Annotated in this window: 29 protein-coding genes and 1 pseudogene; 16 read left to right on the plus strand and 14 right to left on the minus strand. The window is 50.6% G+C overall.

Annotated elements, in window-relative coordinates; translation table 11 throughout:
• Positions 1-46 precede the first annotated feature (46 nt).
• The 5 genes from EGC76_RS07530 to EGC76_RS07550 all read right to left on the minus strand — a co-directional run bounded on the left by EGC76_RS07530 (position 47) and on the right by EGC76_RS07550 (position 3991).
• On the minus strand, positions 47-352 hold the full coding sequence (locus EGC76_RS07530; protein ID WP_128352380.1) for an ArsR/SmtB family transcription factor: 306 nt from the start codon (positions 350-352) through the stop codon (positions 47-49).
• A gap of 133 nt (positions 353-485) precedes the next feature.
• Entirely contained in the window at positions 486-1472 is a 987-nt protein-coding gene (locus EGC76_RS07535) for an LLM class oxidoreductase (RefSeq protein WP_128352381.1), read from the minus strand.
• Between the two features lie 66 nt (positions 1473-1538).
• The gene (locus EGC76_RS07540) at positions 1539-2663 is read right to left on the minus strand and encodes an alkene reductase (RefSeq protein ID WP_128352382.1); all 1125 of its coding nucleotides are present in this window, start codon (positions 2661-2663) and stop codon (positions 1539-1541) included.
• Between the two features lie 54 nt (positions 2664-2717).
• Positions 2718-2894: a hypothetical protein gene (locus EGC76_RS07545; RefSeq protein ID WP_220445670.1), complete on the minus strand. Its 177-nt coding sequence runs from the start codon at positions 2892-2894 to the stop codon at positions 2718-2720.
• A gap of 182 nt (positions 2895-3076) precedes the next feature.
• On the minus strand, positions 3077-3991 hold the full coding sequence (locus tag EGC76_RS07550; protein WP_128352383.1) for a LysR family transcriptional regulator: 915 nt from the start codon (positions 3989-3991) through the stop codon (positions 3077-3079).
• A 108-nt stretch (positions 3992-4099) separates the two neighbouring features.
• Between EGC76_RS07550 and EGC76_RS07555 the strand changes: the two genes are divergently transcribed.
• The 5 genes from EGC76_RS07555 (at position 4100) to EGC76_RS07575 (ending at position 8159) form a co-directional block, all read left to right on the plus strand.
• Positions 4100-4879 (plus strand): SDR family oxidoreductase, encoded by a 780-nt coding sequence (locus EGC76_RS07555; protein ID WP_244154900.1) that lies wholly within the window; start codon positions 4100-4102, stop codon positions 4877-4879.
• 60 nt (positions 4880-4939) lie between these two features.
• Positions 4940-5152 carry a metal-sensing transcriptional repressor gene (locus EGC76_RS07560; RefSeq protein WP_128352384.1) on the plus strand — a complete coding sequence of 71 codons (213 nt, stop codon included), beginning with the start codon at positions 4940-4942 and terminating at the stop codon, positions 5150-5152.
• Positions 5153-5211: 59 nt separating this feature from the next.
• Entirely contained in the window at positions 5212-6321 is a 1110-nt protein-coding gene (locus EGC76_RS07565; protein WP_003291553.1) for an S-(hydroxymethyl)glutathione dehydrogenase/class III alcohol dehydrogenase, read from the plus strand.
• A 43-nt stretch (positions 6322-6364) separates the two neighbouring features.
• Entirely contained in the window at positions 6365-6763 is a 399-nt protein-coding gene (locus EGC76_RS07570) for a VOC family protein (RefSeq protein ID WP_128352385.1), read from the plus strand.
• 94 nt (positions 6764-6857) lie between these two features.
• Positions 6858-8159: a DUF3422 family protein gene (locus EGC76_RS07575; protein WP_128352386.1), complete on the plus strand. Its 1302-nt coding sequence runs from the start codon at positions 6858-6860 to the stop codon at positions 8157-8159.
• A 284-nt stretch (positions 8160-8443) separates the two neighbouring features.
• Here EGC76_RS07575 and EGC76_RS07580 read toward each other — a convergent pair whose 3' ends face one another.
• The gene (locus tag EGC76_RS07580; protein ID WP_128352387.1) at positions 8444-9457 is read right to left on the minus strand and encodes a GlxA family transcriptional regulator; all 1014 of its coding nucleotides are present in this window, start codon (positions 9455-9457) and stop codon (positions 8444-8446) included.
• 63 nt (positions 9458-9520) lie between these two features.
• On the opposite strand from EGC76_RS07580, the gene EGC76_RS07585 reads away from it, so the two are divergent.
• Positions 9521-9823: a putative quinol monooxygenase gene (locus tag EGC76_RS07585; protein ID WP_007182542.1), complete on the plus strand. Its 303-nt coding sequence runs from the start codon at positions 9521-9523 to the stop codon at positions 9821-9823.
• A gap of 172 nt (positions 9824-9995) precedes the next feature.
• Here the strand turns inward: EGC76_RS07585 and EGC76_RS07590 are convergent, their stop codons facing one another.
• Together EGC76_RS07590 and EGC76_RS07595 are read right to left on the minus strand one after the other, a co-directional pair.
• Positions 9996-11528, minus strand: a complete 1533-nt coding sequence (locus EGC76_RS07590; RefSeq protein ID WP_128352388.1) for an integrase catalytic domain-containing protein — start codon at positions 11526-11528, stop codon at positions 9996-9998.
• Between the two features lie 69 nt (positions 11529-11597).
• Positions 11598-12179, minus strand: a complete 582-nt coding sequence (locus EGC76_RS07595; protein ID WP_128352389.1) for a hypothetical protein — start codon at positions 12177-12179, stop codon at positions 11598-11600.
• Positions 12180-12443: 264 nt separating this feature from the next.
• Between EGC76_RS07595 and EGC76_RS07600 the strand changes: the two genes are divergently transcribed.
• Together EGC76_RS07600 and EGC76_RS07605 are read left to right on the plus strand one after the other, a co-directional pair.
• Positions 12444-12911 (plus strand): mobile mystery protein A, encoded by a 468-nt coding sequence (locus EGC76_RS07600; protein ID WP_128352390.1) that lies wholly within the window; start codon positions 12444-12446, stop codon positions 12909-12911.
• Complete coding sequence (locus EGC76_RS07605) at positions 12911-13501, plus strand: mobile mystery protein B (protein WP_128352391.1); 591 nt, start codon at positions 12911-12913, stop codon at positions 13499-13501. The genes EGC76_RS07600 and EGC76_RS07605 overlap by 1 nt, the downstream gene beginning before the upstream one ends.
• 144 nt (positions 13502-13645) lie before the next feature.
• Here EGC76_RS07605 and EGC76_RS07610 read toward each other — a convergent pair.
• From EGC76_RS07610 to EGC76_RS07625, 4 genes and pseudogenes are all read right to left on the minus strand, one after another.
• Positions 13646-13792 (minus strand): annotated as a pseudogene (locus EGC76_RS07610) (nucleotidyl transferase AbiEii/AbiGii toxin family protein); the annotation flags it as partial.
• Entirely contained in the window at positions 13785-14561 is a 777-nt protein-coding gene (locus EGC76_RS07615; protein WP_220445671.1) for a type IV toxin-antitoxin system AbiEi family antitoxin, read from the minus strand. The pseudogene EGC76_RS07610 and the gene EGC76_RS07615, both read right to left, overlap by 8 nt.
• Before the next feature lie 123 nt (positions 14562-14684).
• Positions 14685-15032, minus strand: coding sequence for a DUF3024 domain-containing protein (locus EGC76_RS07620; RefSeq protein ID WP_128352392.1), 348 nt, complete (start codon positions 15030-15032; stop codon positions 14685-14687).
• 344 nt (positions 15033-15376) lie between these two features.
• Positions 15377-16807 carry an amidohydrolase family protein gene (locus EGC76_RS07625; RefSeq protein ID WP_246013935.1) on the minus strand — a complete coding sequence of 477 codons (1431 nt, stop codon included), beginning with the start codon at positions 16805-16807 and terminating at the stop codon, positions 15377-15379.
• 343 nt (positions 16808-17150) lie between these two features.
• On the opposite strand from EGC76_RS07625, the gene fic reads away from it, so the two are divergent.
• The 4 genes from fic to EGC76_RS07645 all read left to right on the plus strand — a co-directional run bounded on the left by fic (position 17151) and on the right by EGC76_RS07645 (position 21465).
• A complete protein-coding gene (gene fic, locus EGC76_RS07630; protein WP_128352393.1) occupies positions 17151-18233 on the plus strand; it encodes a protein adenylyltransferase Fic in 1083 nt (360 codons plus the stop codon).
• Positions 18234-18419: 186 nt separating this feature from the next.
• Entirely contained in the window at positions 18420-19157 is a 738-nt protein-coding gene (locus EGC76_RS07635; RefSeq protein ID WP_128352394.1) for an endonuclease/exonuclease/phosphatase family protein, read from the plus strand.
• Positions 19158-19291: 134 nt separating this feature from the next.
• Positions 19292-19567 carry a YebG family protein gene (locus EGC76_RS07640; RefSeq protein ID WP_128352395.1) on the plus strand — a complete coding sequence of 92 codons (276 nt, stop codon included), beginning with the start codon at positions 19292-19294 and terminating at the stop codon, positions 19565-19567.
• A 74-nt stretch (positions 19568-19641) separates the two neighbouring features.
• The gene (locus EGC76_RS07645) at positions 19642-21465 is read left to right on the plus strand and encodes an SLC13 family permease (RefSeq protein ID WP_128352396.1); all 1824 of its coding nucleotides are present in this window, start codon (positions 19642-19644) and stop codon (positions 21463-21465) included.
• A gap of 69 nt (positions 21466-21534) precedes the next feature.
• Here EGC76_RS07645 and EGC76_RS07650 read toward each other — a convergent pair whose 3' ends face one another.
• The gene (locus EGC76_RS07650) at positions 21535-22362 is read right to left on the minus strand and encodes a MipA/OmpV family protein (protein ID WP_128352397.1); all 828 of its coding nucleotides are present in this window, start codon (positions 22360-22362) and stop codon (positions 21535-21537) included.
• Between the two features lie 222 nt (positions 22363-22584).
• Here EGC76_RS07650 and EGC76_RS07655 point away from each other — a divergent pair, with 222 nt between their 5' ends.
• The 4 genes from EGC76_RS07655 (at position 22585) to EGC76_RS07670 (ending at position 25099) form a co-directional block, all read left to right on the plus strand.
• Complete coding sequence (locus tag EGC76_RS07655; protein WP_128352398.1) at positions 22585-23049, plus strand: SRPBCC family protein; 465 nt, start codon at positions 22585-22587, stop codon at positions 23047-23049.
• 8 nt (positions 23050-23057) lie between these two features.
• Entirely contained in the window at positions 23058-23402 is a 345-nt protein-coding gene (locus tag EGC76_RS07660) for a YciI family protein (RefSeq protein ID WP_128352399.1), read from the plus strand.
• A gap of 5 nt (positions 23403-23407) precedes the next feature.
• Positions 23408-24646, plus strand: coding sequence for an RNA polymerase sigma factor (locus EGC76_RS07665; RefSeq protein ID WP_128352400.1), 1239 nt, complete (start codon positions 23408-23410; stop codon positions 24644-24646).
• A gap of 75 nt (positions 24647-24721) precedes the next feature.
• A complete protein-coding gene (locus tag EGC76_RS07670; RefSeq protein ID WP_128352401.1) occupies positions 24722-25099 on the plus strand; it encodes a nuclear transport factor 2 family protein in 378 nt (125 codons plus the stop codon).
• Positions 25100-25184: 85 nt separating this feature from the next.
• Here the strand turns inward: EGC76_RS07670 and EGC76_RS07675 are convergent, their stop codons facing one another.
• Positions 25185-25643, minus strand: a complete 459-nt coding sequence (locus EGC76_RS07675; protein WP_128352402.1) for an ATPase — start codon at positions 25641-25643, stop codon at positions 25185-25187.
• Between the last annotated feature and the right edge of the window lie 191 nt (positions 25644-25834).

A 25834-nucleotide genomic window follows, 5' to 3' on the forward strand; every position in this document is an offset into this window, starting at 1 on the left:
CTGATGAGGGCTCAAGAATGCACCATGACTTCCTGGGTCTGCATACCTAGATTCTTTCTTGCAGCGCCTTTAAGAAGGCGTCGATATTCTCATCGTGGCGTTTGTAGTAGGTCCAGGGGCCGATCCGCTGCGATGTCACCAATTGCGCGCGCTGTAGAGCGGCGAGATAAAGCGATGTCGTTGACTGAGAGAGGCCCGTGCGCTCTTGGATGATACTAACGCACACGCCTACCGTTTCTGGGTCGACCTCCTGCCCGGGAAAGGCTGTCCTGGGCTCCTTGAGCCAATTGAGGATGGTAAGGCGCATCGGGTTCGCCAATGCTTTCAGGGCTTCGTTGACGTCAATAGTCATGAATTTTTTTACCTATTCTTCCGATATCTGGATATCTTCCTGATTCACGTGTCAAATTGCAAGGCTTCGCCATGATCTCCGCGCCTGCCCTTCGCAGTGATGGGCAGGCTTGGACTGGAATCCTATTGTCCTGTCAGGTAGGACTATCGGGCACCTGCGCGCCGCCGAATTTAGGGACGATATGCTTGCCAAGCTCCTCGATAACCTCTGCTGCGGGGCGTTTACCATACTTGAGGTTCAGGATGACGTGATCTACACCGATTTCCTGAAGTGTATCCAGCAAGGCCAGAAGGTGGTTACGTCCCAGCCGGAATCCTAGATGGATAGGCGAGGGCGGCGTGGATGGGTTTTCGTCCAGGTCGATATACAGCGATTGCAAGAACGGCTTGTAGATAGCGCCACATTGTTTAGCCGTTTCCTGTCGCCAATCTTCCACGATGAGTCGCTGTATTTTTGGCGGACGTGGATAGTTGATCCATCCATGGCTTTCACGCGCGATCCAATCGAGCGACTGGCGGCTATGTCCGGTTACGAATAGCGGTATTTCCCGAGTCGTAGGTTTGGGAACGAGATCGGCCCCCAGTAACTCACCGTGACTCCAGCGAATGGGCTCGAAGTGTGTTCGATGGGCTTGGCGTATCACATTGAGGTTTTCTTGAAAGGTCTCGCCGCGCTGTTCTGGATCAACGCTGAATGCGGGAAACTCCACGGGACGATCGCCAGAGGCTACTCCCAGGAGCAAGCGACCTCCGCTCAACTGATCAATGCTCGCTGCGGCCTTTGCCGTGTGCAAGGGATTACGCAAAGTAAGGGCGATGGAGGCGGTGCCTAGTGCGATTTTTGTTGTATGGGCTGCCATGTAGCCCAGATACACCCAAGGGTCGAAAACCTGGCCGACATCGCCGAAGCTTGGGTCCCTGAGCGGCACGTCGCGAAACCAGAGCGCCGAAAAACCAAGTGCCTCTGCACGTTTGGCCAGCGCGACCTGATCCAGCATGCGCGGGGTGTCACCCTCGAAAGCCTCCAGGGGAAAGAACAGCCCAAGGCTTAGATGACCCTGCCTGAAGGTCTGTTTGAATCCCCTATGCTCTTGGTAGGGGATCGTGCTCGGTTGGTACATGCTTAACTTCCTCGGTCAGCAAACGCTGAGTCACGCCCCTGAGTTATGGGGCGTGGCTCTGAGCGCTTAGGGTTTGTAAGTAGCGTAGTCGGTGTAGCCCTTATCGGTACCGCCGTACATGCTGCTTGGATCAAGTGGGTTAAGCGGCCAGTTGTTGGCGATACGAGCGGGCAGGTCGGGGTTCGCAATGAAGGGGCGACCAAAAGCGATCAGGTCGCCCCAGCCAGCTTTTATCACGCGATTTGCTCGCTCAGCGGTGTACTTACCGGCATAGATAATCTTGCCGCTGAAAGTCTTACGAACAGCTTCTCGGAACGTCTCAGGCAGCTCGGGTGCGTTTTCCCAATCGGCTTCGGCGAGCGACAGGTAGGCAATGCCCACTTCCTCGAGGATCTTCACTGCCTCGATGTAGGTTTGGTGAGGATCTTCTTCGACCAGGCCAAGGTAAACGCGGTCTTCGTCTGTGGTCGCGAACAGCGGAGCGAAGCGAACGCCAACGCGCTCCTTGCCGACGACACCAGCAACGGCGAGTGTGATTTCGCGCAGGAAACGAAGACGATTTTGCAGCGAACCGCCATATTCATCATCACGCTGGTTGGTATGGGCCGAAATGAACTGGTTTACCAGGTACCCGTTCGCGCAGTGAAGCTCCACCCCGTCAAAACCTGCTTCCAGAGCATTTCGGGCTGCTTGGGCGTAGAGCTCAACCAGTTCCTTTACCTCCTTGGTGGACAGGGCTCGTGGGGTCGATGGGTCGGCCAGTGTACCCGTGCCGGGGCCGGTTTCGATGAACACTTTGACGTTGTCCGCGCGGATGGCTGATGGCGCGATGGGCGCTTCACCACCGAGTTGCAGCGATGTGTGCGACACGCGGCCCACATGCCAAAGTTGAGCAAAGATCACCCCCCCTTCGGCGTGAACAGCGTCGGTGACCTTACGCCAGCCTTGTATCTGTTCCGGGCTATGAATGCCGGGTGTCCAGGCATAACCCTGTCCTCGGGGTTCGATCTGTGTGCCCTCGGTCACCATGAAGCCAGCACCGCTGCGCTGACGGTAATAGGTGGCCATTAGGTCGTTCGCAATATTGCCGGTTTGGGAGCTGCGCGAACGCGTCAGTGGCGGCAGAACGATACAGTTCTTGAGGGTGTATGGGCCCAGCTGAGTGGTTTTAAAAAGTTCTGAGTGTGTCATTTCATTTACCTGCATATCTAAAATATTCGATGCTATAAGTCAAAAAAACATGGATCAACGAGCTCTGAAGAGCCCGAGCGGTGCTTCGTTGAGGCTAACGTCGATGTTCTTCTTCTGCCTGTAGGCTTCCAGCATTGAGTTGTGAGTTTCCCGTCTTAGGCCAGATTTCTTATCGCCACCAAAGGGGACATGGGCAGAGATCTCATGGTAGGTATCGCCGGAATCTTTCATGGGGGTACCTCCTAAGGTTTCTCGCACGGGTTATGAGCTAATATTATTTGCAATATATAAATATGTCAATATGTCGCTATCATTTTCCGGCACGTATGCATATTTCCACGCCCTTGCAGCTCACTTCTGGATCAGCTGGGAACGCGCCGTGCTTCGCGCCAGGGTTGTCTATGAGTCTCTGGCTATTTCCCCAGGCCCTGGGGAAATAGCTTGGGGTTTGAGAAAGCCTGCTTAAGGTGGTCGTACACCAATCGCACCCGCTTCGATACAGGACCCTGCTGCGGGCGGTATATGAACAGATCCCATGGCGCTGGAGCGAGATCAGCCAAAACAGCAACCAGCTTTCCTGACCGCAGATGAGGCTCAGCCAGATAGGCAGGAATTTGACCAAAACACATGCCTGCCAGGATGGCTTCCAATTCCGTATCTGGATCATCACAGATAAGCGCTGGCTGCCCGGGCGTGAACGTTTGCCCGTCGGCAAATAGCCAAGGCCAAGGGCGGCCATTTTTCCGGTCGATCAGGACTGAAAGTGGCAGCTTAGCTAAGGCATCCAAAGATTCAGGTGGTGTCTTTTGGCCTATGAGAGACGGGGACGCGACAACGTAAAACGGCACGGGAGCTAAGGCACGTGCAACGTAGCGCCGGTCGCGAATACCCCCCACCCTGATACCAATATCGATATGCGCCTCAACAGCATCAGTCATCTGATCTTCCAAGCGGAGATCGAATTGCAGGTCAGGATGTGCAGCGGCCAGAGGCTGAAGAAACGGTATTAGGAAGCGCCTGCCAATAGCATGTGGAGCCGTAATCCCCACCCTACCTGACAGCTCAGGCTTCGTCCTGTGCGAACGGAATAGCGTATCGAAATGATCCAGAGCTGACCTGGCATCTTTGGCGTAATCCTGACCGAAAGCAGTGATGCTCACCTTGCGGGTATTGCGGTGGAACAGTGATTCGCCAAGCTCAGTTTCCAGGGCTTGAATGGCTCGAGTCACCCCTTGTGGGGAGATGCCTAATCGAGTTGCCGCTTCGCGGAAGCTACCAGCCTCTGCTGCTGTGCAAAAAATCCTGACCATCTCCATGCGATTAAGCATGTTGCCCCTCCCATTTATTCCATTTTCAGGAATAGCATAATCCAATTAATTTCATTTATTGAGATAAATTATGGGTCTATAGTATACACACTGCCAGGTTAACCAACCATGGCGAAGTATAAAACCACCGATGAGGTTCTTAGCATGAGCAATAACATTTCTGGAAAAGTTGTCGTTATCACCGGTGCCAGCAGCGGCCTGGGTGAGGCTACTGCACGCCACCTTGCTGCGCTTGGCGCTCGCGTAGTGCTGGCTGCACGCCGCAAAGATAAACTCGACGCATTGGTGGCTGAGCTGACCAATGCAGGTGGTCAGGCAATCGCGTATCAGACCGATGTCACCTCTCAGGAAGAGGTCAAAACACTCATTCAAGGTGCCGTGGACACCTACGGTCGCATTGATGTACTGATCAATAATGCCGGACTGATGGCGATTGCACCGCTCAGCGATACTCGCACTGACGAGTGGGATCGCATGATCGATATCAACATCAAGGGTCTGCTGTACGGAGTCGCGGCTGCATTGCCAGTCTTCCAGAAACAAAACAGTGGTCACTTCATCAACATCGCATCGGTTGCAGGCCTGAAGGTGTTCAGCCCGGGTGGCACCGTGTACAGCGGCACCAAGTTTGCTGTGCGGGCTATCTCCGAAGGACTGCGTCACGAAGTCGGTGGCAGCATCCGCACCACGACTATCGAGCCGGGCGCCGTGGACTCCGAACTGAAATTCGGCAGCACCCACCAACAGAGCCGCGATTTCGTGGTGGATTTCTACAAGCATGCAATTCCCGCCGAATCGGTCGCTCGAGCTATCGCCTTCGCAATTGAGCAGCCTGCTGACGTGGATATTAACGAGATCGTTCTGCGCCCAACCGTGCAGGAATTCTAATGAGTTGAGGGCCTGTCTCTTCGGCGTCAGGCCCCGCTTATCTGGAGTGAAAAGCGGTGGGTGCCACATGCCCCGGAAGAAAAGAAGCAAGCGCTCGATGCAGGTGCTGAATGCCCTGCAATTCTTCAGCAGCTTGCGGCTGTTCGTAGAGCTGTCAACAGATTGAAGGCAACGGTTCTGGAGAGCTATCTACGGGAAGAGTTTCCCAGGAGCGATTCGCAGAACAAGTCCATTGACGAGACCATCTCCATCGTCCGCTCCTACCTGCGGTAGAGGCACCAGGGTGCCCTCGGTGAGGGAAAATTTAGTTAGCTAATATAGGAAGCGACATCATGAAATCACGTGCAGCAGTTGCCTTCGGGCCTGGAAAGCCACTGGAAATCGTCGAGATCGACGTCGAGCCGCCGCGCAAGGGCGAGGTGCTTGTCAGGATCACGAATACCGGCGTTTGCCATACCGACGCCTTCACCCTGTCGGGCGAGGACCCCGAAGGCGTGTTCCCGGCGGTGCTGGGCCATGAGGGCGCCGGCATAGTGGTCGAGGTCGGCGAGGGCGTGACCTCGGTCAAGCCGGGTGACCACGTGATCCCGCTGTACACCGCCGAGTGCGGTGAGTGCCTGTTCTGCAAGAGCGGCAAGACCAACCTGTGCGTGGCGGTGCGCGCCACCCAGGGCAAGGGCGTGATGCCCGATGGCACCACCCGCTTCAGCTACAACGGCCAGCCGATCTACCACTACATGGGCTGCTCGACCTTCAGCGAATACACGGTGGTGGCCGAAGTCTCGCTGGCCAAGATCAACCCCGACGCCAATCCCGAGCATGTCTGCCTGCTGGGTTGCGGTGTGACCACCGGCATCGGCGCTGTTCACAACACGGCCAAGGTTCAGCCGGGTGACTCTGTGGCCATCTTCGGCCTCGGCGGCATCGGGCTCGCTGCGATTCAGGGGGCACGCCAGGCCAAGGCAGGTCGCATCATCGCCATCGACACCAATCCAGCGAAGTTCGAGCTGGCTCGTACCTTCGGCGCGACCGAATGCCTCAACCCGAAGGACTTCGACAAGCCGATTCACGAGGTTCTCATCGAGATGACCGGTTGGGGTGTCGATCACACCTTCGAGTGCATCGGCAACGTCAACGTGATGCGCTCGGCACTGGAAGCAGCACATCGTGGCTGGGGCCAGTCGATCGTCATCGGCGTGGCTGGTGCAGGCAAGGAAATTTCGACGCGCCCGTTCCAGTTGATCACCGGTCGCACCTGGAAGGGCTCGGCTTTCGGCGGGGTCAAGGGCCGCACTCAACTTCCCGGCATGGTGGAGGACGCAATGAAAGGCGAGATCGATCTCGCCCCGTTCGTCACCCACACCATGGGCCTCGACGACATCAACAAGGCCTTCGACCTGATGCATGAAGGCAAGTCGATTCGCACGGTGATCCACTACTGACAGCCCACTACCCATTCAACACCAACCACCAAGGAAATTAATCATGTCCACTCCTGTCATTTCTGGCGATGACATCTTTTCGCACATCTTTATCGGCGCTGCCGACCTTCAGAAGTCGGTCGCGTTCTACGACGCCGCTCTGGGTGCTCTTGGCATCAAGAACCTCGGTCCTTTCAACAACGGATGGGTACTTTTCGGTCGCGAAAAGCCGGCTTTCATCATCGCCCGCCCGGGCAATGGTGAAGCGCCTTCCAGCAACGGCGTGACGATCGGCTTTGCGGCCGCCACTCCCGCTGAAGTGGATGCCTTCCACGCCGCCGGCCTTGCCGCAGGCGGCACTGACGAGGGCCAACCTGGCGCACGTGGTCACCTGCCGGGTGCCTATGCGGCCTACCTGCGTGATCCGGCGGGCAACAAGGTCTGCTCGTACACCTTCGTCTGAAAGCAAGGAAGCTGAGAGCGTTCTGACAGGGTCAGCACAAGCCTCTATTATACGGCGAGCCTGTTAGACGGACCGTGTAGCGCGGTGCCTGCTCATGAAGATCGGCCCGACCGCCACCGTGTACGGCATGCCGGCCTATGCCGATCGTGCTGCAGCCGTGGGTGAAGTGCATGCGCGCCCGCATCTGTTGCTTCAGGTCCCCCGCGGTATATTGCAGCTCTCTTTCATGACCGAAGGCGACCAGGCCAGGGATCAGATGGCGATGAGCGAGTTATCTCATCGCTTCGGCGTTGCCGAGCCCGACCACGCTACGCCGCTACACGGCGTGACATGGGATGAGGGAGACCTTCACTGTGAAAAGCACACCGAGTTCTCTACGTATCTCTGGTGCGCTTCGCTGGATTCCAAGACGGGAGAGCCTTGCGGAGAAAATCCCTTCAAACATGGATTTGTTCCTCCGGGCCTGGTCGTATCCGGCATCCGCTTGAGACTTCTTCCGTGGATGCCAGAAACGGAGAAGGAGGCTGATCGCTTCGATCCTGCCAGCCTGTGCTACTCGCTGGTAGAGAACGGCTCTGCCGCCATCTTGACCGACTTCCGACAGGATGAGGATGGCCTGACGCAGATCCTCATCCTTGCTCGTGATTTGACCCCGGCGCGAGCAGGTGCGCTGGCTCAACGTCTATTGGAGATCGAGACGTACCGTACCTTGGCGTTGCTGTCTCTGCCGTTGACGCGATCGATGACGTCGGAGCTGCGACGCATGGAGTCGCGCCTTGCTGCGATCACTGACGAGATGTGTACGAATTTGGTAGAACGCCGCGATAGCGACGTGCTGCTTTCCGAATTGACAGGTCTGGCCGCCGAACTGGAAGCTGGCGTCGCGGCAAATCTCTATCGCTTCGGCGCCAGCCGTGCCTACTACGAGATCGTCGAGGAAAGGCTGGCTGCGCTTTCAGAAGTGGCCGTATCCGGATACAGCACCTGGGCGGATTTCCTGCAGCGTCGCATCGCTCCAGCCATGCGGACGTGCCAATCCGTAAAGGAGCGCCAGGCCAAGCTCTCCGACAAACTGACCCGAGCCATCGCGTTGCTGCGTTCGTGGATCGACGTCGAACTTGAACGCCAGAACCGCGATCTGCTGGCTTCGATGAATAACCGGGCCAAGTTGCAATTGCGCCTTCAGCAAACCGTCGAAGGCCTGTCGGTCGCGGCAATTTCTTATTACGTCGTGAGTCTTCTCGGCTACCTGCTCAAGGGCATTCCGCTCGTTCACGACAGAGTGGCGCAGGTGATGGCGGTTCTGGTACCTGCGGTGATGCTGACGATCTGGTGGATCGTCCGCAGGATAAGACACGCCCACAGCGACAAGGCGGCGGAAGAGAAACCTTCCTGACGAGCTGCCGTCCTGGCACGCGATAGCTGCGCCGTCCGTTTGAACAGAGAAGAACAACATGCCAAGCAATTCTTTCGGTGAATCCTCTTGTATCGATGTTGGGTCAGAGCTTCAACGATACGGGCTTGCTCTTATAGATCAATGGGTTAGCGCGAAATGGCAACAGACCCTAGCAAACCAGTTCAAATAACGTGGCGCAGTAGTTTTATCAGGTCCAAATGCGCCGTTTGGCCTGCGTCAGTTTCGCGGCGGTCTCCAGCCGTACATTTACCAAACGCCTCTGGTCATCCGCCGCGTCGCAACTCCCTGACACCCCGGCCCAGCTTGCGGCGCAGCAGGGCCCGCAGGGTCGCCCCATCCGAATACCCGACCTGTGTGGCGACCTGGTCGACGCTGGCGTTTCCGGTGCGCAAGAGATGGACGGCATGCTCCACGCGCAGGTCCTGGAAATACGACAGTGGTGTCTTGCCCAAAACGCTTTGCAGCCGCCGCGCCAAGGTGCGCTCGCTTGTGCCCGCGGCGCTGGCCGCCTCCGCCAGCGAGAACCCCTGCGCGAGCCGACGTCTGGCCCAGCTCTCGAAGCGCTCCACCATTGGGTCGGCATGCGCAAGGTGGTCGGGAATCACGAACTCGGCTTGCGAACTGCGTGCCTCGACCAGCAGATAGCGTGCCACCAGGGCCGCCAGCGCCGGACTGCGCCCCCGGATGATGTGCAAGGCCAAGTCAACGTGGGCCAAAGCGGCACCCGCGGTAGTGAAGCGTGTCGAGTTCACGATCATGCGTGACTCGTCCAACGTGACGTTCGGATAGCGCTGCCGAAACATCGGCCCCAGCCACCATGACGTCGTCGCACGATGCCCATCAAGCAGGCCACTCTCTGCAAGTAAGAAACTACCGGAGCAGGCGGCACCAAGATGCGCGCCAGCGGTGGACCACAGCTGTAGCGCGGCGACCGCATCGGGCACGTCGGGGCGTGTGAGCCGAGCCGAGAGCGTGTCAGGCATCTTGTCACCAAACGCGGGCACGAGCACGACGTCTGGTTCCGGCACACCACGCGCAGTGACCACGGGGACCGTCAAGCCCTGCGCCGTTAGGATGCGACGCCGCACGCCCACCAGCGTGAGCTCTATGTGCGCGGGAGCCTGTGGCAGCGAGCTCGACATCGCATTGGCCAAGCCCACTGTGTCAGTGAGCGCCGCAAGCCCCAGATCAAACACGCGATCACAAACAAGGATATGAAGTTTCATGGCAATAATGATATCAAAGTTGTCATTTTTGTCTATATAAATGATTGTCATGAAGACTTACACTGCAGGCTCGTCGGTGCTTTCACCTAAACCATTTACCCAAAGGATTACAATATGACCAAGCTCGCCCTGTTTGTTCGCCTCGAAGCCAAACCCGGCCAGGAGGCTGCGCTTGCCGACTTCCTGGCCAGCGCACTGCCGCTCGCCAACGCCGAATCTGGCACCACTGCCTGGTTTGCATTGAAGTTTGGCCCTTCGACGTTCGGTGTGTTCGATGCCTTTGCCGATGAGGCAGGTCGCCAGGCACATCTGAACGGCCAGATCGCCGCGGCCTTGATGGCCAACGCCGCGACCTTGCTCAGTTCTCCGCCCAATATCGAGAAGGTCGAACTGCTTGCAGCCAAACTGCCTGCATGACAACCCGGCCTTGACTCAATCAGGTCACGCTGCAGGATGGGGTCACACGGCCCTACGCAGCCCCACCCCTCGATTGCCGGGGGGGATGTTCGGCGACAATTAGGATGACCGGGTCGTATTGCCTCATTAAAAAATAACACTTTGCCAATCGCTCGGTGATTGCATTCCAAAATCATTCCGTTTGCATTAACTGGGTTAGTTTAGCCTGATAAGTCTGGTCACGTAAACGCAACGCTGAAATACGTCTTTGCAGAGTCCGTACTTGTCCCATATCGTGCTGGCCAGGATACCGAACTGAGAGCCATTCAATGATTTCAGGGGCTGTGCAGTGAGGCTCTAATTGAAGTTTAAATTTTATATCATCCCAGGCGTGTTCAAACGGGTCTTTACGGGTCCGCCAGGTTCGCGGAAGACTCCGTTTGTCTTTTGGCTTTTCAAAACGAAAGTAGTCTAGAACTTCTGACTCGGTGGGTGCTGTATGACTCTGATTAGGTTCAGCCGGTTTATCAGCATGCTGCTCGGTTTTGGCGGTGCCGTTAATATTCCAGGCAAAGGTCATTAGGTTATTTTGCAACACTTTTAACTCAGACATTAACTTCACCGGATCGAGTTGTAAGTAAATTGCGGTCAAATCGTCTTTGATACTTTCCTGTATATGCCCGCTATTTAAAATACGTTGGTAAGGGGTCAATGCTTTGTCATATTGTTTTGCCACTTTGGCACCGGTGCGTGTTTTTTTAAGTAGCTTTACTGACGGCTGAAAGAAGTTTACGTATTTCCGTAACACACTATAGAACTTCGCGAGAGCTGCCCACGCTTTAGGGCCCTCGAAGCGGTCGTAACCGACTAAGCGCCGAACAACGGAGCCGTTTTTCTCTTCTACAAAAGCCTGGTCATTCTTTTTATAAGCCCGTGAACGAGTAAATGTGATTTTGTTTGACTCACAGTAATCCAAAACTTCGTAATTAATAAATTCTGAGCCGCCGTCTGTATCAAGTCCCAACAGCGGAAACGGCATAAGAGAGCGAGCAACGCTAACGCCGTTGATGACATCCGCCGCACTTTTTCTTAACAACGGCATGCATTCAAGCCAACCGGTGCTTACGTCCACCATCACTAGCGAGTTAAGAAATGTGCCATTTGCATCATCTCCACAATGAGCAACTAAATCAACTTCATAAAACCCGGGCACTATGTCATTCCAGTCTGCGAAAGTTCGCACCTGAATTTTACTCTTTAAAAGCGCTCCGGCTTTGGTTTGGCTCAATCCCTGAACTTGTCTAGAGCGTTCAGGTTGAAGTATTCGATCAACAGTGGCAGCGCTCACTGTCATAAGCTTTTTTCGTATGTCGTCTGATATTCGCAAGTGGCCGTGTAGCTCCATGGCCGCAACCAGATCAGGTATGAAAGGAACAAATCGTTTTGAGCAGACTTGATTCGCGGTATTCCTGACTTTAATGAGCACGTGACGAAACTGGTCATCATAAACCTGAGCCCCGGGTCGAGCTTTGGGTTTCAACGACACGGTGTCGATTGGTGAACTCTTTTTGCACAACAAAACAAGCGCGTATTTTCTGTCGTAACCGGTTGCCGCCACAAAACCATCGAGGATCTTCGTTTTTTCTGGGCGTTTTGCTGATAAGTAGCGTTGCCGTATGCTTAATAACATTTCCCGGCGAGCGGCAAGACTCATAGTAGTTGTCATAAATCACCTAATATCATTCCCGTAGAGTTTGATTTTAGATGAGGCAACGGACGTTGTTTAGTTTGATTCTTAGTGAGTCAATGCGATAGTGAGGTGAGAAAAGCGGAGCCCACTCGCGATGGAAGCAATTTCACCCATTTGAGACAAGTTGTGAATGGACGCTAACGCACTAGCGGCTCCGGCCCTATCTGCAAAGCTACTTTCAAGTATAGATGCGTAGGCCGTGTATGCTGGAGGAGTGAGTTGATTTGAATCCATTAACGGCGAGATCATTCTCATAGCTTGAACCGCGGCACCCATCCCCGGGGTTTTCATGAACTCAATCGCAGCTCTAGCAGCCTGGCCGATTTCCTGTTCGCTCCTTGTAGCAGCTTCTGCAGCTGCAAACATTTCACCATGTCGACCTAGTATTTCGCTAGCTAAACTTCTTTGCTGTTTTACCATTTGAGCAGCGAAGGTAGTGTGTACGAGTTGATCTGACTTTAAGGCCTCCACCGCTCCAGCAGCTCTAGAAATTTGAGAGCTTATACTGTCTGGCAAAATGTGAATTTTGCTACGCTCAATAATTTTCTGAATTGAGCTGTCGAACGCCCATGATGGAAAGCTTGATATTCTATCGGGGCGCTTTTTGCCATCTGATGAGGAGCTCATGACCAAATCCTTGTTTTAAGTGAGTTGGTCGAGCATACCAAAGTAACGAGCGGCTGCGAATCGACGATTCATCTAGAATGACTGGGGATTGCTGAAAAATTGCACTGCACCGCCGCCACTTACCAGCTAGACATTTTCTCGCCATAGCGTGAAAGAGACCGAGAGTCATCCACCATAAAGTATATCGACTGATTGACAATATAGAATTATTTGCATATTGTTCAATGTGCAATATATGGGTTTTAGTCAATGAGATAATATGCAATGAGTGTAAAGAACACGGTAAAAAAACAATATGTACAGATAGTAAATAGCGCAGCGAAGCAACTTGTGTCTCTAAGGAAGCCGCCTGAGGGGTGGCTTTCAGTGCTACGAAAGGCTTTGGGTATGTCTGGGGCACAAGTTGCAATTCGGGCAGGGGTTAGCCGTAATGCCATCTATCAAGCTGAGCGCAACGAGACTGATGGAGCCATTACAATCAAACAGATGCAAAAGTTTGCCGAGGCAATGGGTGGACGTTTCGTTTATGCCATTGTGCCTGAGAACGGAGCAGTCTCAGATATTATCCAGAAGCAGGCGCGTCGCAAAGCAGAAGATCTTATTAAACGAGCTAGTGCCCATATGGCATTGGAGAAACAATCCTTGACGAGCAAGCAAACGGCGCAGCGTATTGATGATCTCGCAAATGAATTCATCAGGGATATGCCCGCAGACTTCTGGGAAGTTAAGTAATGTTTGAAGAGCCGGATGGAGCAACTCCGCTTGATCCCGATGAAATACGGGGCCTAAAGTTTAAACACGTTGCGACTCGAGGAGAGTTAGATGAATTGGAGCAGGCCAACATCGAGCAGGGCCTTACCTGGATATCTCGCAGGCGGGGCGGTTCAGTCTTTGATGATGGTTTTATAAGGACTTTACACAAAAGGCTTTTCGGGGATGTTTGGGCATGGGCCGGTGAGTACCGACTTACGGAAAAAAATATCGGTATAGATCCACTTCAAATTGCAGTGCAGTTGCGCATGCTGCTCGCCAACGCAAGCTATTGGGCGGAGCATCAGACGTTTTCACCTCTGGAAGCGGCTGCTCGTTTTCATCATCGGTTGGTACAGATTCATCTATTTCCTAACGGCAACGGACGCCACGCGCGTATTGCAACCGACATCATGCTTGAAGAAGTATATAACCACCCACCTATTGCTTGGGCTAGCGGCTTCGATTTACAAGCTGACAATGAACGCCGTGAAGATTATATTGCCGCCCTTCGCGCTGCTGATGCTGGCGATTTCCAGCCACTTTTTACTTTCGTTGAGGCCGATATTTAAGTGTAATAAGTCTAACAGGCCTTTCTAAGACGGTTGGACGAGCGTTAGGTTGGATTCGGCAAAAGAGATGAAGCGAGAGATATTGAAATACTTTGTGCATGGCGGACAATTGTGCGTGGTGCAGCGCGCTCAGCTATTTCCAAGTAAGTTAATGTCTACGGACAGTCTGGGCATGTCCTGCAGAAACAAATTGATAGCCGTACCGCCATGCATCGCAAAACATTCTTCTTTAGCAACCTCCGGCAATACATCAAGAAGTAGCTTCACCTGCCTTCTATAAGCTTCATTCATGCCATTGACTCCAGCGCTTTCGGTACGGTGATATGGTATACTTCGCAACATAAACGCCATCAGTTACTATCGAGCGCTTACCAGAGCCCAGGTCCACGTTGTCTAAATTGAGGTAACGCACCCAGTCGTGATTCGCTTTGTCAGCCATATAAAGAAATAGGCGTTTAACCTTGATTGAGTTGCAGGCCTCAAGCAGCTTTTGCACGGATGCCGGTCGTAGGTTGTTCAGCCCCTCCATTAACTCATAAACTTCCGTTAATGATTGTGACTTTGGTGCGAGGTATAAACATTCCATGATTGCGCGCGCAGGGTCGGATATCTTCACTTTAAATTGCTTATGCGATAGTTCGATCAAACCAAGCTCAGGCGGTAGGAAATTGGTGAGCGTGCATTTTATCTTCACGCCCCAATCCCGTTTTTTAAACCAAAGCGGTAAATGCTCGCCTTGATTGCCAAACAGTTGCGCATGTTTTGGAGAGAGTTCTAAATAATGCGATTTACCCTGCAATGCTAATGCAGTCTTACCCCCTGGATGGACGGATAGACCCAGTTGGGTTTGCAGTGCATATACAGCCCCCAGATAATCGACTTGGTCGCCGAAGCGGATTAATGCACCCGTACCGACAGATTCAAACCACTGACTGTTCTTATAACGCTTTTGTAGGTCGTTGCTGTAACCTTTATCTGCAAGCCAGGCAGAGCAAAGCACAACCCCGGCGGGTTGGGCTCTGAGCAGCTTGTTTAATTTAGATGATGATTCGGTACTCATAGTGCCAACCTACTATAATTTATAAACCAAATTAACCGTTAGTTTATATTATTTTATATTGTGGTGCTATTAGTACCTTAATATATTAAATTTTAAACTGCGGGACTGGTTGTAGACTGATGCTCAACCAAAGAAACAAGCATACCGATCTTCTTTCACAAGCTCTAAGAACTCACTAAGTCGCTTAACTTTAGGCTTTGGCTCATAAGCATGCCATTTCAAATCAGCGCGTTGCCAATAAACTTTCCAGCAATTCTTGGTTTTTACGTAGGTTGTTTTTGCCACCGGCAGCTCCATGGTTTCAGGAGGGGTTTGCCATTGCGGTCTGATCTCGAAAATCTCAATACTCTGATTTTCAATTCGGTAACCAAGGTCAAGCTCTGGTCGTATGTGCACCGGCGGTCTTCGTATCGTCATGAACGCTTCAAGTTCTTTCTCACATTTCTTAATTTCGAATTCACTGAGTGCCATGGCAGATTACCTAAAGCGGGAAAAAGGAGCAGGATTTTAACCAAAAACACCCGATTTATACAGGAAGTCCAGTAGCTGATCTATCTGGCTAACTATCCTTTTTTCCATACCCTTTTGTGACAGGTTTTGCAGAGTTCTGACGGTACCTTGATTTTAACAGGTACGTTATCTGGCTAAATGGCCTCGTTAAAATATCTCTAAGACCCCTATAGGACGCGGCTTCCACGGTTGGTGTCTACTCTCCCCATTTAACAACAGCCAGTCGCTGTTTGCTCCGGAGGCAGAGGTCACAGGTTCGACTCCTGTCGGGTGCGCCATTTCTAGATATTGGTTCATTGGGTGGATCACCGTCCAGTTACTCTGCTCCACGAAAATTCGTCTTTGCCCAAATTTGCTGAATTTTTTTTGGCAAGCTCGGCAAGCTCGGCCTCAATATACTCTGCATGGATCCAGCGACCGTTGACGAATACTCCCGCGATTTTTCTCGTGTTGTCTATAATCTCGAGCGGGTTTGCGTCGAGCAGAACGAGGTCTGCGAATTTACCTGTTTCTATCGTACCAAGTTTATCGTCCACTTCGAGCCATGTCGCAGCCAATCTAGTTGCTGAAGCTAGTGCTTCCTCTGTTGTCAAACCTGCATCGACTAATAAAGCCAATTCATCATGCAACGAAAATCCCCACACAATACCAGACGTTCCAGCATCGGTTCCTGCAACCATAGGCACACCCTCTTCTTTAAATGCCTTGACCAATTGAATATGAAAGTCGACCAATGTATCGAAATATGCGACTCTCTCTGTACTTGTTCCCTCATAGTATTGATTCGCGGTGAGCCATTTGTCTTGCATTAGCGGGTGAACGTATTTCAGACTAGGCAGATCTCGAACCGCATCAAGTGAGCGTCCTTGAGCAGCGATGCGAACTAAATTCGATAAATTCGGCATAACCCATGAATTATTCTTTTTAGCCAGCTCAGCAAATTTCTGCGCGGCCTCTTCAGTATAATAATTCGCTTGTTTAGAAAATTCTTCTGCATGCGCGACTAGGCTGAAGTGAGGTACAAAAGCCTCGCTGGTTTTTCCTTTAAATGAAGTGGGTATGTGCCCTACAACCTTCAATCCCTGTTTATCTGCCTCATCAACAATAGCTTTAAACGTTTCAATATTAAGACGAGAATACACCTTGATGAATTCATACCCATCGCCTTTGGCAATGCGAACAGCTTGTCGCCCTTCGCTTGGCGTTGTAGCTACTCGATTTGCATTATCGCCATCGATTAATGCAGCCAAGGCAATTCTCGGACCAATGACATCGCCTTGAATTATTTCATTACGCTGACCAAAGTGCTCAACCCGACCGGTTAACTCAAATGCGGTTGTCACGCCATTGGCTACGTATAAAAGCATAATATCTTGATTATCGAAGAAGTATGACGCTCCCTTTGTCGGGTAGCTATCGCCGATATTGCCATCCACTAAATTGTGTACATGCATGTCAATTAAGCCTGGTATTAACCACTTACCTTGACCATCAATAATCTCTGCATCGGTAGGAATTCCCCCACCAATAGCGGATATTTTATTATCGACAATAAGAACCGTGGTATCTTCAATCACATCGCTATTCTCGGTCATTGGAATTACATTGACGTTTACTAAAGCAATCGTTTTGAACTCTGGGGGCAAGTTCATGCGAGAGTGATTTATTGAAGTACTGCAGCCTATAATAGAAGTAAATGTTATAAAAATTGCAACTATCCATCGTACATTTTCCAAAATAACCTCCTGTAACCATAGTTAGGATTACGATAATTTAAATCGACTATGTTTAAGCGTTAGTCGCAGTTGAACACTCTATGGTTTACCTGCATGAGAAATTTTTTTGGGTATCTTTGACGTTTTTTGTAATCCTCCACCGAAAGTTCAGCGGCAGTTTTAATAGAAAATCCAGCTCCTCTCCTGTGATGCCGAGCATCACCTAAATATTCTGTACATGCTTTAGAAACCCGCCATGTCGATAAAACAATAAATAATCGACAAATAAACTTGTCGTGTCGATAGAATCGACATACACTGCAACTAAGATCACAGTGTGTCGAAATTTTCGAGGAATTTAAATATGACGTGGCGAGCTGACCAACCCTATAACGATTTGCCGGTGTTACCGCCAAAATTAGAGCTCATCGAAACGCGCGATGTATTGAAAGCATGCATCTCTGCTCGCGCTGCGCTTGCCGAATTGAAACAAGCTGGCGCGCTACTCCCTAATCAAAGTATGCTCATCAATTTGCTTCCTCTGTTAGAAGCTAAAGACAGTTCGAAGATTGAAAATATTGTAACCACAACAGATCAGCTATTTCGATATGCACAACAAGACAGCGGTGCTGATCAAGCAACCAAAGAGGCGCTTCGTTATCGCACAGCGCTTTATCAAGGCTTCATGCAGTTAGAGCGCAAACCACTATGTACGACGACCGCCATTGAAGTGTGTAGTACATTGAAGAATACGGCGATGGAATTACGAAAGCTACCTGGCACCATTATTGGCAATCAAACCACAAATGAAGTGGTTTATACACCACCGGTTGGCGAACAGGTTATTCGCGATTTACTCAGTAACTGGGAGCAGTTTCTGCATAGCACCGATACTATCGATCCGCTAATAAAAATGGCGGTGAGCCACTATCAGTTTGAAGCAATTCACCCTTTCTATGACGGCAATGGGCGTACTGGCAGAATTTTAAATGTCCTCTATTTGATTGAGCAGAAGCTTTTGACACTGCCGATATTGTACCTTAGCCGTTACATTGTTGCGCACAAGCAAGATTACTACCGATTACTGATTCAAGTGACTCAGAAACAAAACTGGGAAGACTGGCTGATATTCATGTTGCGTGGTGTTGAGCAAACGTCACTTTGGACTTGTGAGAAGATCGCCGCTATTCGAGCGTTAACGGAGCAGACTACCAACACGATTCGCGAGCAATTACCGAAAATATACAGCTATGAGCTTGTTCAAGTGATTTTTGAGCAGCCTTATTGTCGAATTAGTAATTTGGTGGAACGCGATATCGCCAAGCGTCAAACCGCTTCTGTTTATCTAAAACAGCTCGTTGAAATTGGCATATTAGAAGAGACAACTTCAGGCAAGGAAAAGCTATTTGTGAATCCTCGCCTGATGGAACTGATGACATCGGCTTAATCCTATTAGCCTGCTATCAAACCCTATTACGCAGTCTGATGATCCAATTTTAATGGAAATCTCATCGATGTCATGGTTCTATTTTGGGGGGAGACGTCAAACTGTAACGACCCCGAAAAATAATACAGCTCACTCGTAGAATTTCTTTTAAACTAAAACAAAGGAATTTTTACCGGAGTCGGAGCTGTGCTTAAACCAAAAATCGTGATTCCTCAGCAGTTCATACACGAGCAACCAATTCATCATGGCGAAGAATTTGGTGTGTTGTGTTGGAATACTCAGAAACTTACCGAAACATCAGATTTTCAACGTGTTTTGGCTGGCATTTTAGCAAGCTACCCCTGTCTATTTTTGTTGCTTCAAGAGGCAAAGCTGACACCGAAAAATAACTGGCTACTACCGCAATGGTCTTATGCTATTGCTCCAAATATGCAAACACGTCGCTCTGTTTATGGTGTACTCACCGCAAGCCAGTATGCTTTTACAGAAGCTCAAACTCGACTGAGCAGAAAGCGCGAAGGCATGTTCGCAACACACAAAAGTTACATGCTCTCGTATCACGCGTTAGCAGAAGGTGGCTCATTATTAGTTGTCAATGTTCATGCGATGAACTTCGTTCGTGTGAACCAATTTTCTCAAGAAATAGAGTTCATCAAAGAAGAGATATTAGGGCACCAAGGACCGCTTATTGTGGCTGGTGATTTTAACGTGTGGAGCCGTCAACGCCGGTTGCGATTGCTGCAATTTTGTCGCAGCGTGGGTCTACGACAAGCTATTATGGTCGACCCTCATCATATTAAAACCTACCGGCAGCACCCTCTCGACTTCATCTTCTACCGCGACCTGTCACTGCAAGGAACCTCAGCGATCGATACAAATAAAGTTTCTGACCATAATCCTCTTTATGCACGATTTAAGTTATAGCGACGCATTCAGCTTGGCTTACAGGTGCTCAGCTAGTACGACCAACTTGTGTCCTTTACAAATAAAAGGTTGCAACAGCTCACCTGTAACTGTATAAATATACAGTGTTTTTTAACTATCCATAAGGATGAACTATGGCGGTAGTAACTCAATACGTTGTTGTGCGAGACGGAGAGGAAAAGATGACATTTACCACGAAAGCTGAGGCCGATGCCCACGACAAGATGTTGGACATGGTCGATGGGCTGCTTCCCCTGCTCGAGCGTAGCGAAACAATCACCGATGAAAAAATGCTTGAAGACCTTGCCGTTTTTCTAGCGCGCGAACGCGAACATGTATTAATTGCCTTAGGCGCAAAAAAACCGGCGAAGAAAAAAAACTCGAAACCTGCGGACGTGCCGGCTAAATGATATTAAGCTGTTATTAAAACGCAGGGCTTCCTCTCAGTGTGGTGGCAACTTGAAATCAAGGCGGTTACCGACTTATGACTCTAGATCAGTGGCTTATTCTCGCAATTCTTGTGGCAACCGTGGTGATGTTCTTGATAGGTCGCTGGCGACACGACATGGTTGCGTTGGCGGCACTTTTAGCCTGCGTTATTGCGGGGCTTGTTGATGGTTCTGCTGCATTCAGCGGCTTTGGTCACCCAGCTGTCATAACCGTGGCCTGTGTACTCATATTGAGTCAAGGCCTACAAAACTCAGGCGCGGTTGACGCTTTAACACGAGTCGCTTTGCCCGCTAATGCAGGTACGACCCTAAGCATCAGTGCGTTGATTGGCTTAGGTGCCCTGCTCTCGGGCTTTATGAATAATGTTGGCGCTATGGCGTTGTTAATGCCAGTTGCCGTACATGTGTCGAAACGGCTTGAGCTCACCCCGGGCCAAGTATTGATGCCCCTCGCTTTCGGTACCATTTTAGGTGGTATGACAACGCTGGTGGGAACACCACCTAATATCATTGTGTCAGGCTTTCGCGCCGAGGCGGGCTTAGGCAGTTTTGGCATGTTTGACTTCACGCCTATTGGCGTTGCCGTGGCCGCGGCGGGCGTGCTTTTTACCGCAGTCATTGGCTGGCGATTGGTACCTGCACGCAAGCAAGCGGGAGTCGAAGGCTTTGAGTCAGGTGCGTACATCACCGAGGTTCGAGTTGACGAAGGGAGCAAGTCTGACGGCTTATCGTTGCATGAGATTGAGGCTGAATTGAAAGATGTCGATGCACAGATAATTGGGATTGTGCAGCGCGAAGTGAAAATCATTGCCGCAAACCCAGGGCGTCGCGTTCATGCTGGCGACATATTAATGCTGGAAGCAGAAGCCGATGCGCTCAAGGATGTATTATCCATACTGGGGCTTAAGCTGGAAGAGTCAGTCGAAGACCAAGAAGAAGAAACTGACTCGAACGATGAAACAAAAACCGACGAAGACGACGACAGCGAAGAGAGCAAACAAAGCGAAATTGTTCTTTTAGAGTTAGTCGTTCAACCTAGCTCTCGACTCGTAGGCCACTCTGCGAAAGACATCCTACTGCGCACGCGATATGGCATTAATTTGCTCGCATTTTCACGCGAGGGTAAGCGTTCAATGAAGCGGCTGCGTGCCATCAACTTTCAATCTGGTGATTTGCTGCTGATGCAAGGCCCACCTGAGGCTATTGCGGAGTTCGCCGCAGACAACGGCTGCGTACCGTTGGCACAACGCGAGCTTCGCATTCCAAGCAAAGCCAAGATTTGGCAAGCTAGTTCAATCATGTTGGGCGCTATCGCTGTCGCCGCGCTTGGGTGGCTTCCAGCCGCGGTGTCGTTTGCTCTTGGTGTACTCGCCTCGATGGCATTGGGAACGGTGTCGCTACGCAAAGTGTACGAAGCGGTCGATTGGCCGGTCATTGTTCTCTTGGGCGCATTGATACCTGTTGCCGGGGCCATGGAATCAACGGGAACCGCTGCGCTCATCGCCACATTCTTGGTCGATAGCGTTGCGCAAGGAAACGCTATCATTGGTTTGCTTGCTATTTTGTTGGTGACGATGTTCTTGTCCGATTTAATGAACAATGCCGCCACCGCAGCGGTGATGTGCCCCATAGCAATCAGTATTTCATCCGTACTCAACGTAAACCCGGATTCATTTCTGATGGCCGTTGCCATCGGCGCTTCGTGTGCGTTTTTAACGCCAATTGGGCATCAGAACAATACGCTGATATTAGGGCCTGGTGGATTCCGATTCGGCGACTACTGGAAGTTGGGCCTACCCATCCAAGTGCTCGTGGTTGCCGTTTCGATGCCTCTGCTTCTTATCGTGTGGCCGCTTTAATTAAACGTAGTTTCAACCGACCAAACCGCAATCAGCCCCGCGCCACTGGCATACGGGGCTCATCGCTGTCTAGAATATGTAAATGAACCCAACGCCGACTTCGGCTTCATAATTATTGCGAGCTATTGGGCTGTCCGAAATATCGTTACTGTATCGCTCATAGAGCGCCTCGACGAAAACCTGCCAATTATCATTGATATAATTACGGTAATTGTAATGCACACCAATTGAACGGAAACCTCCGTCTAGGTTGGTTTCATCCAGACCCGATGCAGTTGCTTGTGCTGCGTCGATGCCAAAGTCAGTATTGGCAAGATCGCTGTCGTGAAAAACCGCAACGACAGAAAGCTCAGAACCAGACCCGTCGATCTGCTCGCCGAAGCGACGACCCACGCCAAAAATACCAAGATTTCCGTTTTCACCGGCTACAACGCGGCCATCCAACCAATAACGCCAGTCAGCATCGAAAGCGCGACGCGCTTGCAATGCGAATTCTACACCTTCCTCTGTGTCACCGAGTCCATCCAACCGGCCGTCGTCGGAATCGCCTTCTTCACGCCCTTCTTCGAACCCCACAATGGCCTCTAATAGCCACGTGTCAGAACGAAGGCCACGCCACCCCAGCGCTTCACCGGCAAAGAAGAAAATGTCATCCCCTCTGCGCCATTGCACTGCACCAGCAGGCTGGATTTCGAAGCCGAACTCATCCGAACCTTCATAGGCAGACTCGTATTCAACACCCAAGCCCAACCCAAAGGCCCAGCCGTCTTGGCCTCTCGTGAAATCGTCAAGCGACGGCAAAGGCACCAAAGCTGCTTTTTCTTCCTGTGCTAATGCTGTCTGAAAGCAAAGGGCACTTGTGCACAATGCCAACAATAGACCTGTAACCTTTTTCATGTGAACTCCTCCAACATGTGTTGGTATATAAAGACTTCTTAAACCATAAGCATATTACTTAAGGATTATAGGAGTAGATCACATACAGTCATTTTATATTTGAAGGCTTGTGGTGAAGCAGCACAACTGCGAGCACGATTCGACGCATTTTTTATCAGGATGTCGATTTCTTCTTTTGTCATTCGATAACTAGAATGAATATCAAAACAAAGGAGAATTTTCATGAGTAAACCGACAGGTACTGTGCAACTGCACCGAATTATTAAAGCTCCGGTTGAACGTGTTTATCGTGCCTTCACAGACAAAAGTGCACTTGAATATTGGTCGCCACCTTATGGCTTTACCGGCACCATCCATCACATCGATGTGCGTGAGGGAGGCGGTTACAACATGTCCTTCAACAATTTCACCACAGGCTCAAGTCATTCGTTTACGGTTAAATACGTTGAGATTGTTCCGAACGAACGTATCCGTCATACCGATAGCTTTGATAGCGGACCAATGGCCGATGTAATGGATGTTCTCGCAACCTTCAAGCCGGTCGCATGCGGCACTGAACTGAAGATTGTGCAAGCAGGGATCCCTGCCGAAATTCCCGTCGAGTTTTGTTACGCTGGTTGGCAAGAGTCATTAGCGCAACTTGCACATTTGGTTGAGCCTGACGTGCCTGACTTCCCTGAAGAGTGAGAAATGCCATGAAATATTTATGTTTAGTGTATGCCGATGAAAATCAACTACACAGTTTGCCAGAGAGTCCGGAGGACTCCGAGTGTTTCGCTTACACACAGCGCACGGAGGCCGCAGCAACATTTTTAGCTGGCGAGGCATTGCAGTCTGTGGATACAGCTACCACGGTACGCCCTCGCGGTGACAAGGTAACCATTACCGACGGCCCTTTTGCAGAAACCAAAGAGCAGCTTGTCGGTTTTTATATGATTGAAGCGAATGATCTTGACGCCGCCATTGACTACGCCAAAGGCATTCCGGCGGCCCGGGTTGGTAGCATAGAGGTGCGTCCGGTACGCCAACTGGACGTATAGAATCGGTGCCCGGGCTAAGCACAGAACAACAGATTGCGCTGATCTATCAGCACGAATCCCGGCGTATTTTAGCCACCCTCATTCGCTTGCTAGGCGACTTTGAGCTGGCCGAAGAAGCCTTACAAGATGCTTTTTCTGCGGCGTTGACACAATGGCGAAGCGATGGCATTCCTGATCAGCCCAGAGCATGGCTGATCTCCACTGGCCGTTTTAAAGCGATTGATAAGCTTCGCCGTGATCAGCGCTTTCGCGAATTACAACCAAGCCTAAACTTACTCGCACAAGACGAAGTTCCGCTCACCGCGCGTGCCATTGAAGATGATCAGTTAAGGCTGATTTTTACCTGTTGTCACCCTACTCTTGCTGAACCCGCACGCGTAGCACTTACGTTACGCGAGGTGTGCGGAATGACCACTGAACAAATTGCACAAGCCTTTCTGCTGTCCACCCAAACCGTGGCACAGCGTATTGTCCGGGCAAAGAAGAAGATACGACAGGCACGAATTTCGTTTGAAATCCCCGAAACAACACAGATGGCTGAACGCTTAGATGCCGTGTTACAAGTGATTTATCTCGTTTTCAATGAGGGCTATCTTTGCTCAAGTGGCGACACCCTCATTAACAGTAAATTGATGGCCGAAGCGCTGCGCCTAGCTCGCCAACTGGTGCGCGACATACAGCACACCGAAGCACAAGGGCTGCTCGCTTTAATGTTATTTCAACATGCACGTCATTGCGCGCGCCTTGCTGACGACGGGCGTTTATTAACCTTAGAAGAGCAAAATCGAGAACTTTGGAACTCGGCCCAAATTCAAGAAGCGGATACCTTGCTTCGGGACATCCTTCCGCGCGCTGACATTGGCCGCTTCACCTTGCAAGCTGCTATCGCTGGTTTACATGCTGACGCCAAAAGTTTTGCACATACCGATTGGCGAGAAATCTTGGCTTTTTATGACTTGTTGCTACAACGGCACCCTTCGCCTATTGTCGCGCTGAACCGCGCAGTGGTAGTCAGTAAAACTTCAGGTCCGCAAGCAGCGTTGCAACTTGTTGATGAACTTCATCGCAGCGGCGTGTTATCCGACTATCGGCTGCTTCATGTCTTTCATGCCGACCTTCTTCGGCAACTTGGTGATAACCATGCCGCTGAACAAAGCTATCACCGTGCATTGGCGCTTACCCTGCAAGATGCCGAACGTGCCTTCCTTTATGAACAACTAAATCGCCTAGACACGTCGATTTAAACATTCCTTGTTCGACTAACAAGTACGTTATGAAAATTCATAGCGCACTACAATTCAACTAGAGGAATAATAATCATGCAACCTATAGAAACAATGATACGCCGCTTTAGCAGCGCATGGGCAACCTTCGACACGGACGTGATTCTCGACGCCGTTACCGATGATTTTCGCTTTGGTATGGCTAATAGCGACGAAGTGATAAAAGGCAAAACAGCTTTCGCAGATTGGCTTCATAAAATGGGCAGCGGGGATGGCGGCAAAGCCACAATTACCCACCGCCAATTTTTGTTGGATGGCGATCGCGCGGTGCTGACAGGTGATCTTGAAATAACCTGCGAACTCGGCACTGAGCGTTTAGCCTTTTGTGATGTTTACGAATTAAACGGCAGCAAAATTAAAGGCCTTACGGCTTATCTTGCCAAGTATGGTGAGACCATAGCATGCCCAGCGTAACGCGAATTAAGGTTTATTTATTAGCCCTTAAGGTGGAGGACGGTGGTAATTGGCGCCGCTATTGATGATAATCAATAGCGGCACTCTACATATCAGAAAAACGATTCGCTGTTTGCACCATTCGCTTTATCTCGTTTTCTTCAACATCTTTAATCGTATCAAGCAGCTCCTTGGCACTATCTGTGTCAACTCGAGAATAAAGGTGCTCGAAGAGTTCAATGACGTGATTATGATGTTCTACGGTTCTGTCCATAATATGCGCCATATCCTGCTCTTGGTATGGCGATTCACAATGGCCATGCTCAATGATTGGGTGTTTATCCATATAGTCATAACACCAAGTATTTAAGGCTTTCTTGTCAGCTGTATTTTCAAACCCTTGAACAATACGGGCAAGACTCCCTTCATGATCGGCTAAATAACTGAGGATCATCTGCGCACGTTCATCTTTGTTCAGCTTAGAACAGTGCTTTAAGCAATCCTTTAAATTTTTATGGAAAGAAACGGTCCAATTCAGCACATCTCTAATCGTTTCGACTTGCATGTGAATAGTCCTAGATGTCATCAATTTTTCTTATACTACGTCGCGAAAAATCCCCTGCTCATTAATGACGCTAGACCATGTTTTATTAATTTGCAAAAGAGCACGTTGCGCAAGAGCAGGCTAACCAGAAAAATAAATAGTTGCATTCTTACTAGGCGTCACCTAGTATACTTTACTGTGTCATATACAGT

It is taken from the genome of Pseudidiomarina gelatinasegens, assembly GCF_004025325.1.
Taxonomy (GTDB): domain Bacteria; phylum Pseudomonadota; class Gammaproteobacteria; order Enterobacterales; family Alteromonadaceae; genus Pseudidiomarina; species Pseudidiomarina gelatinasegens.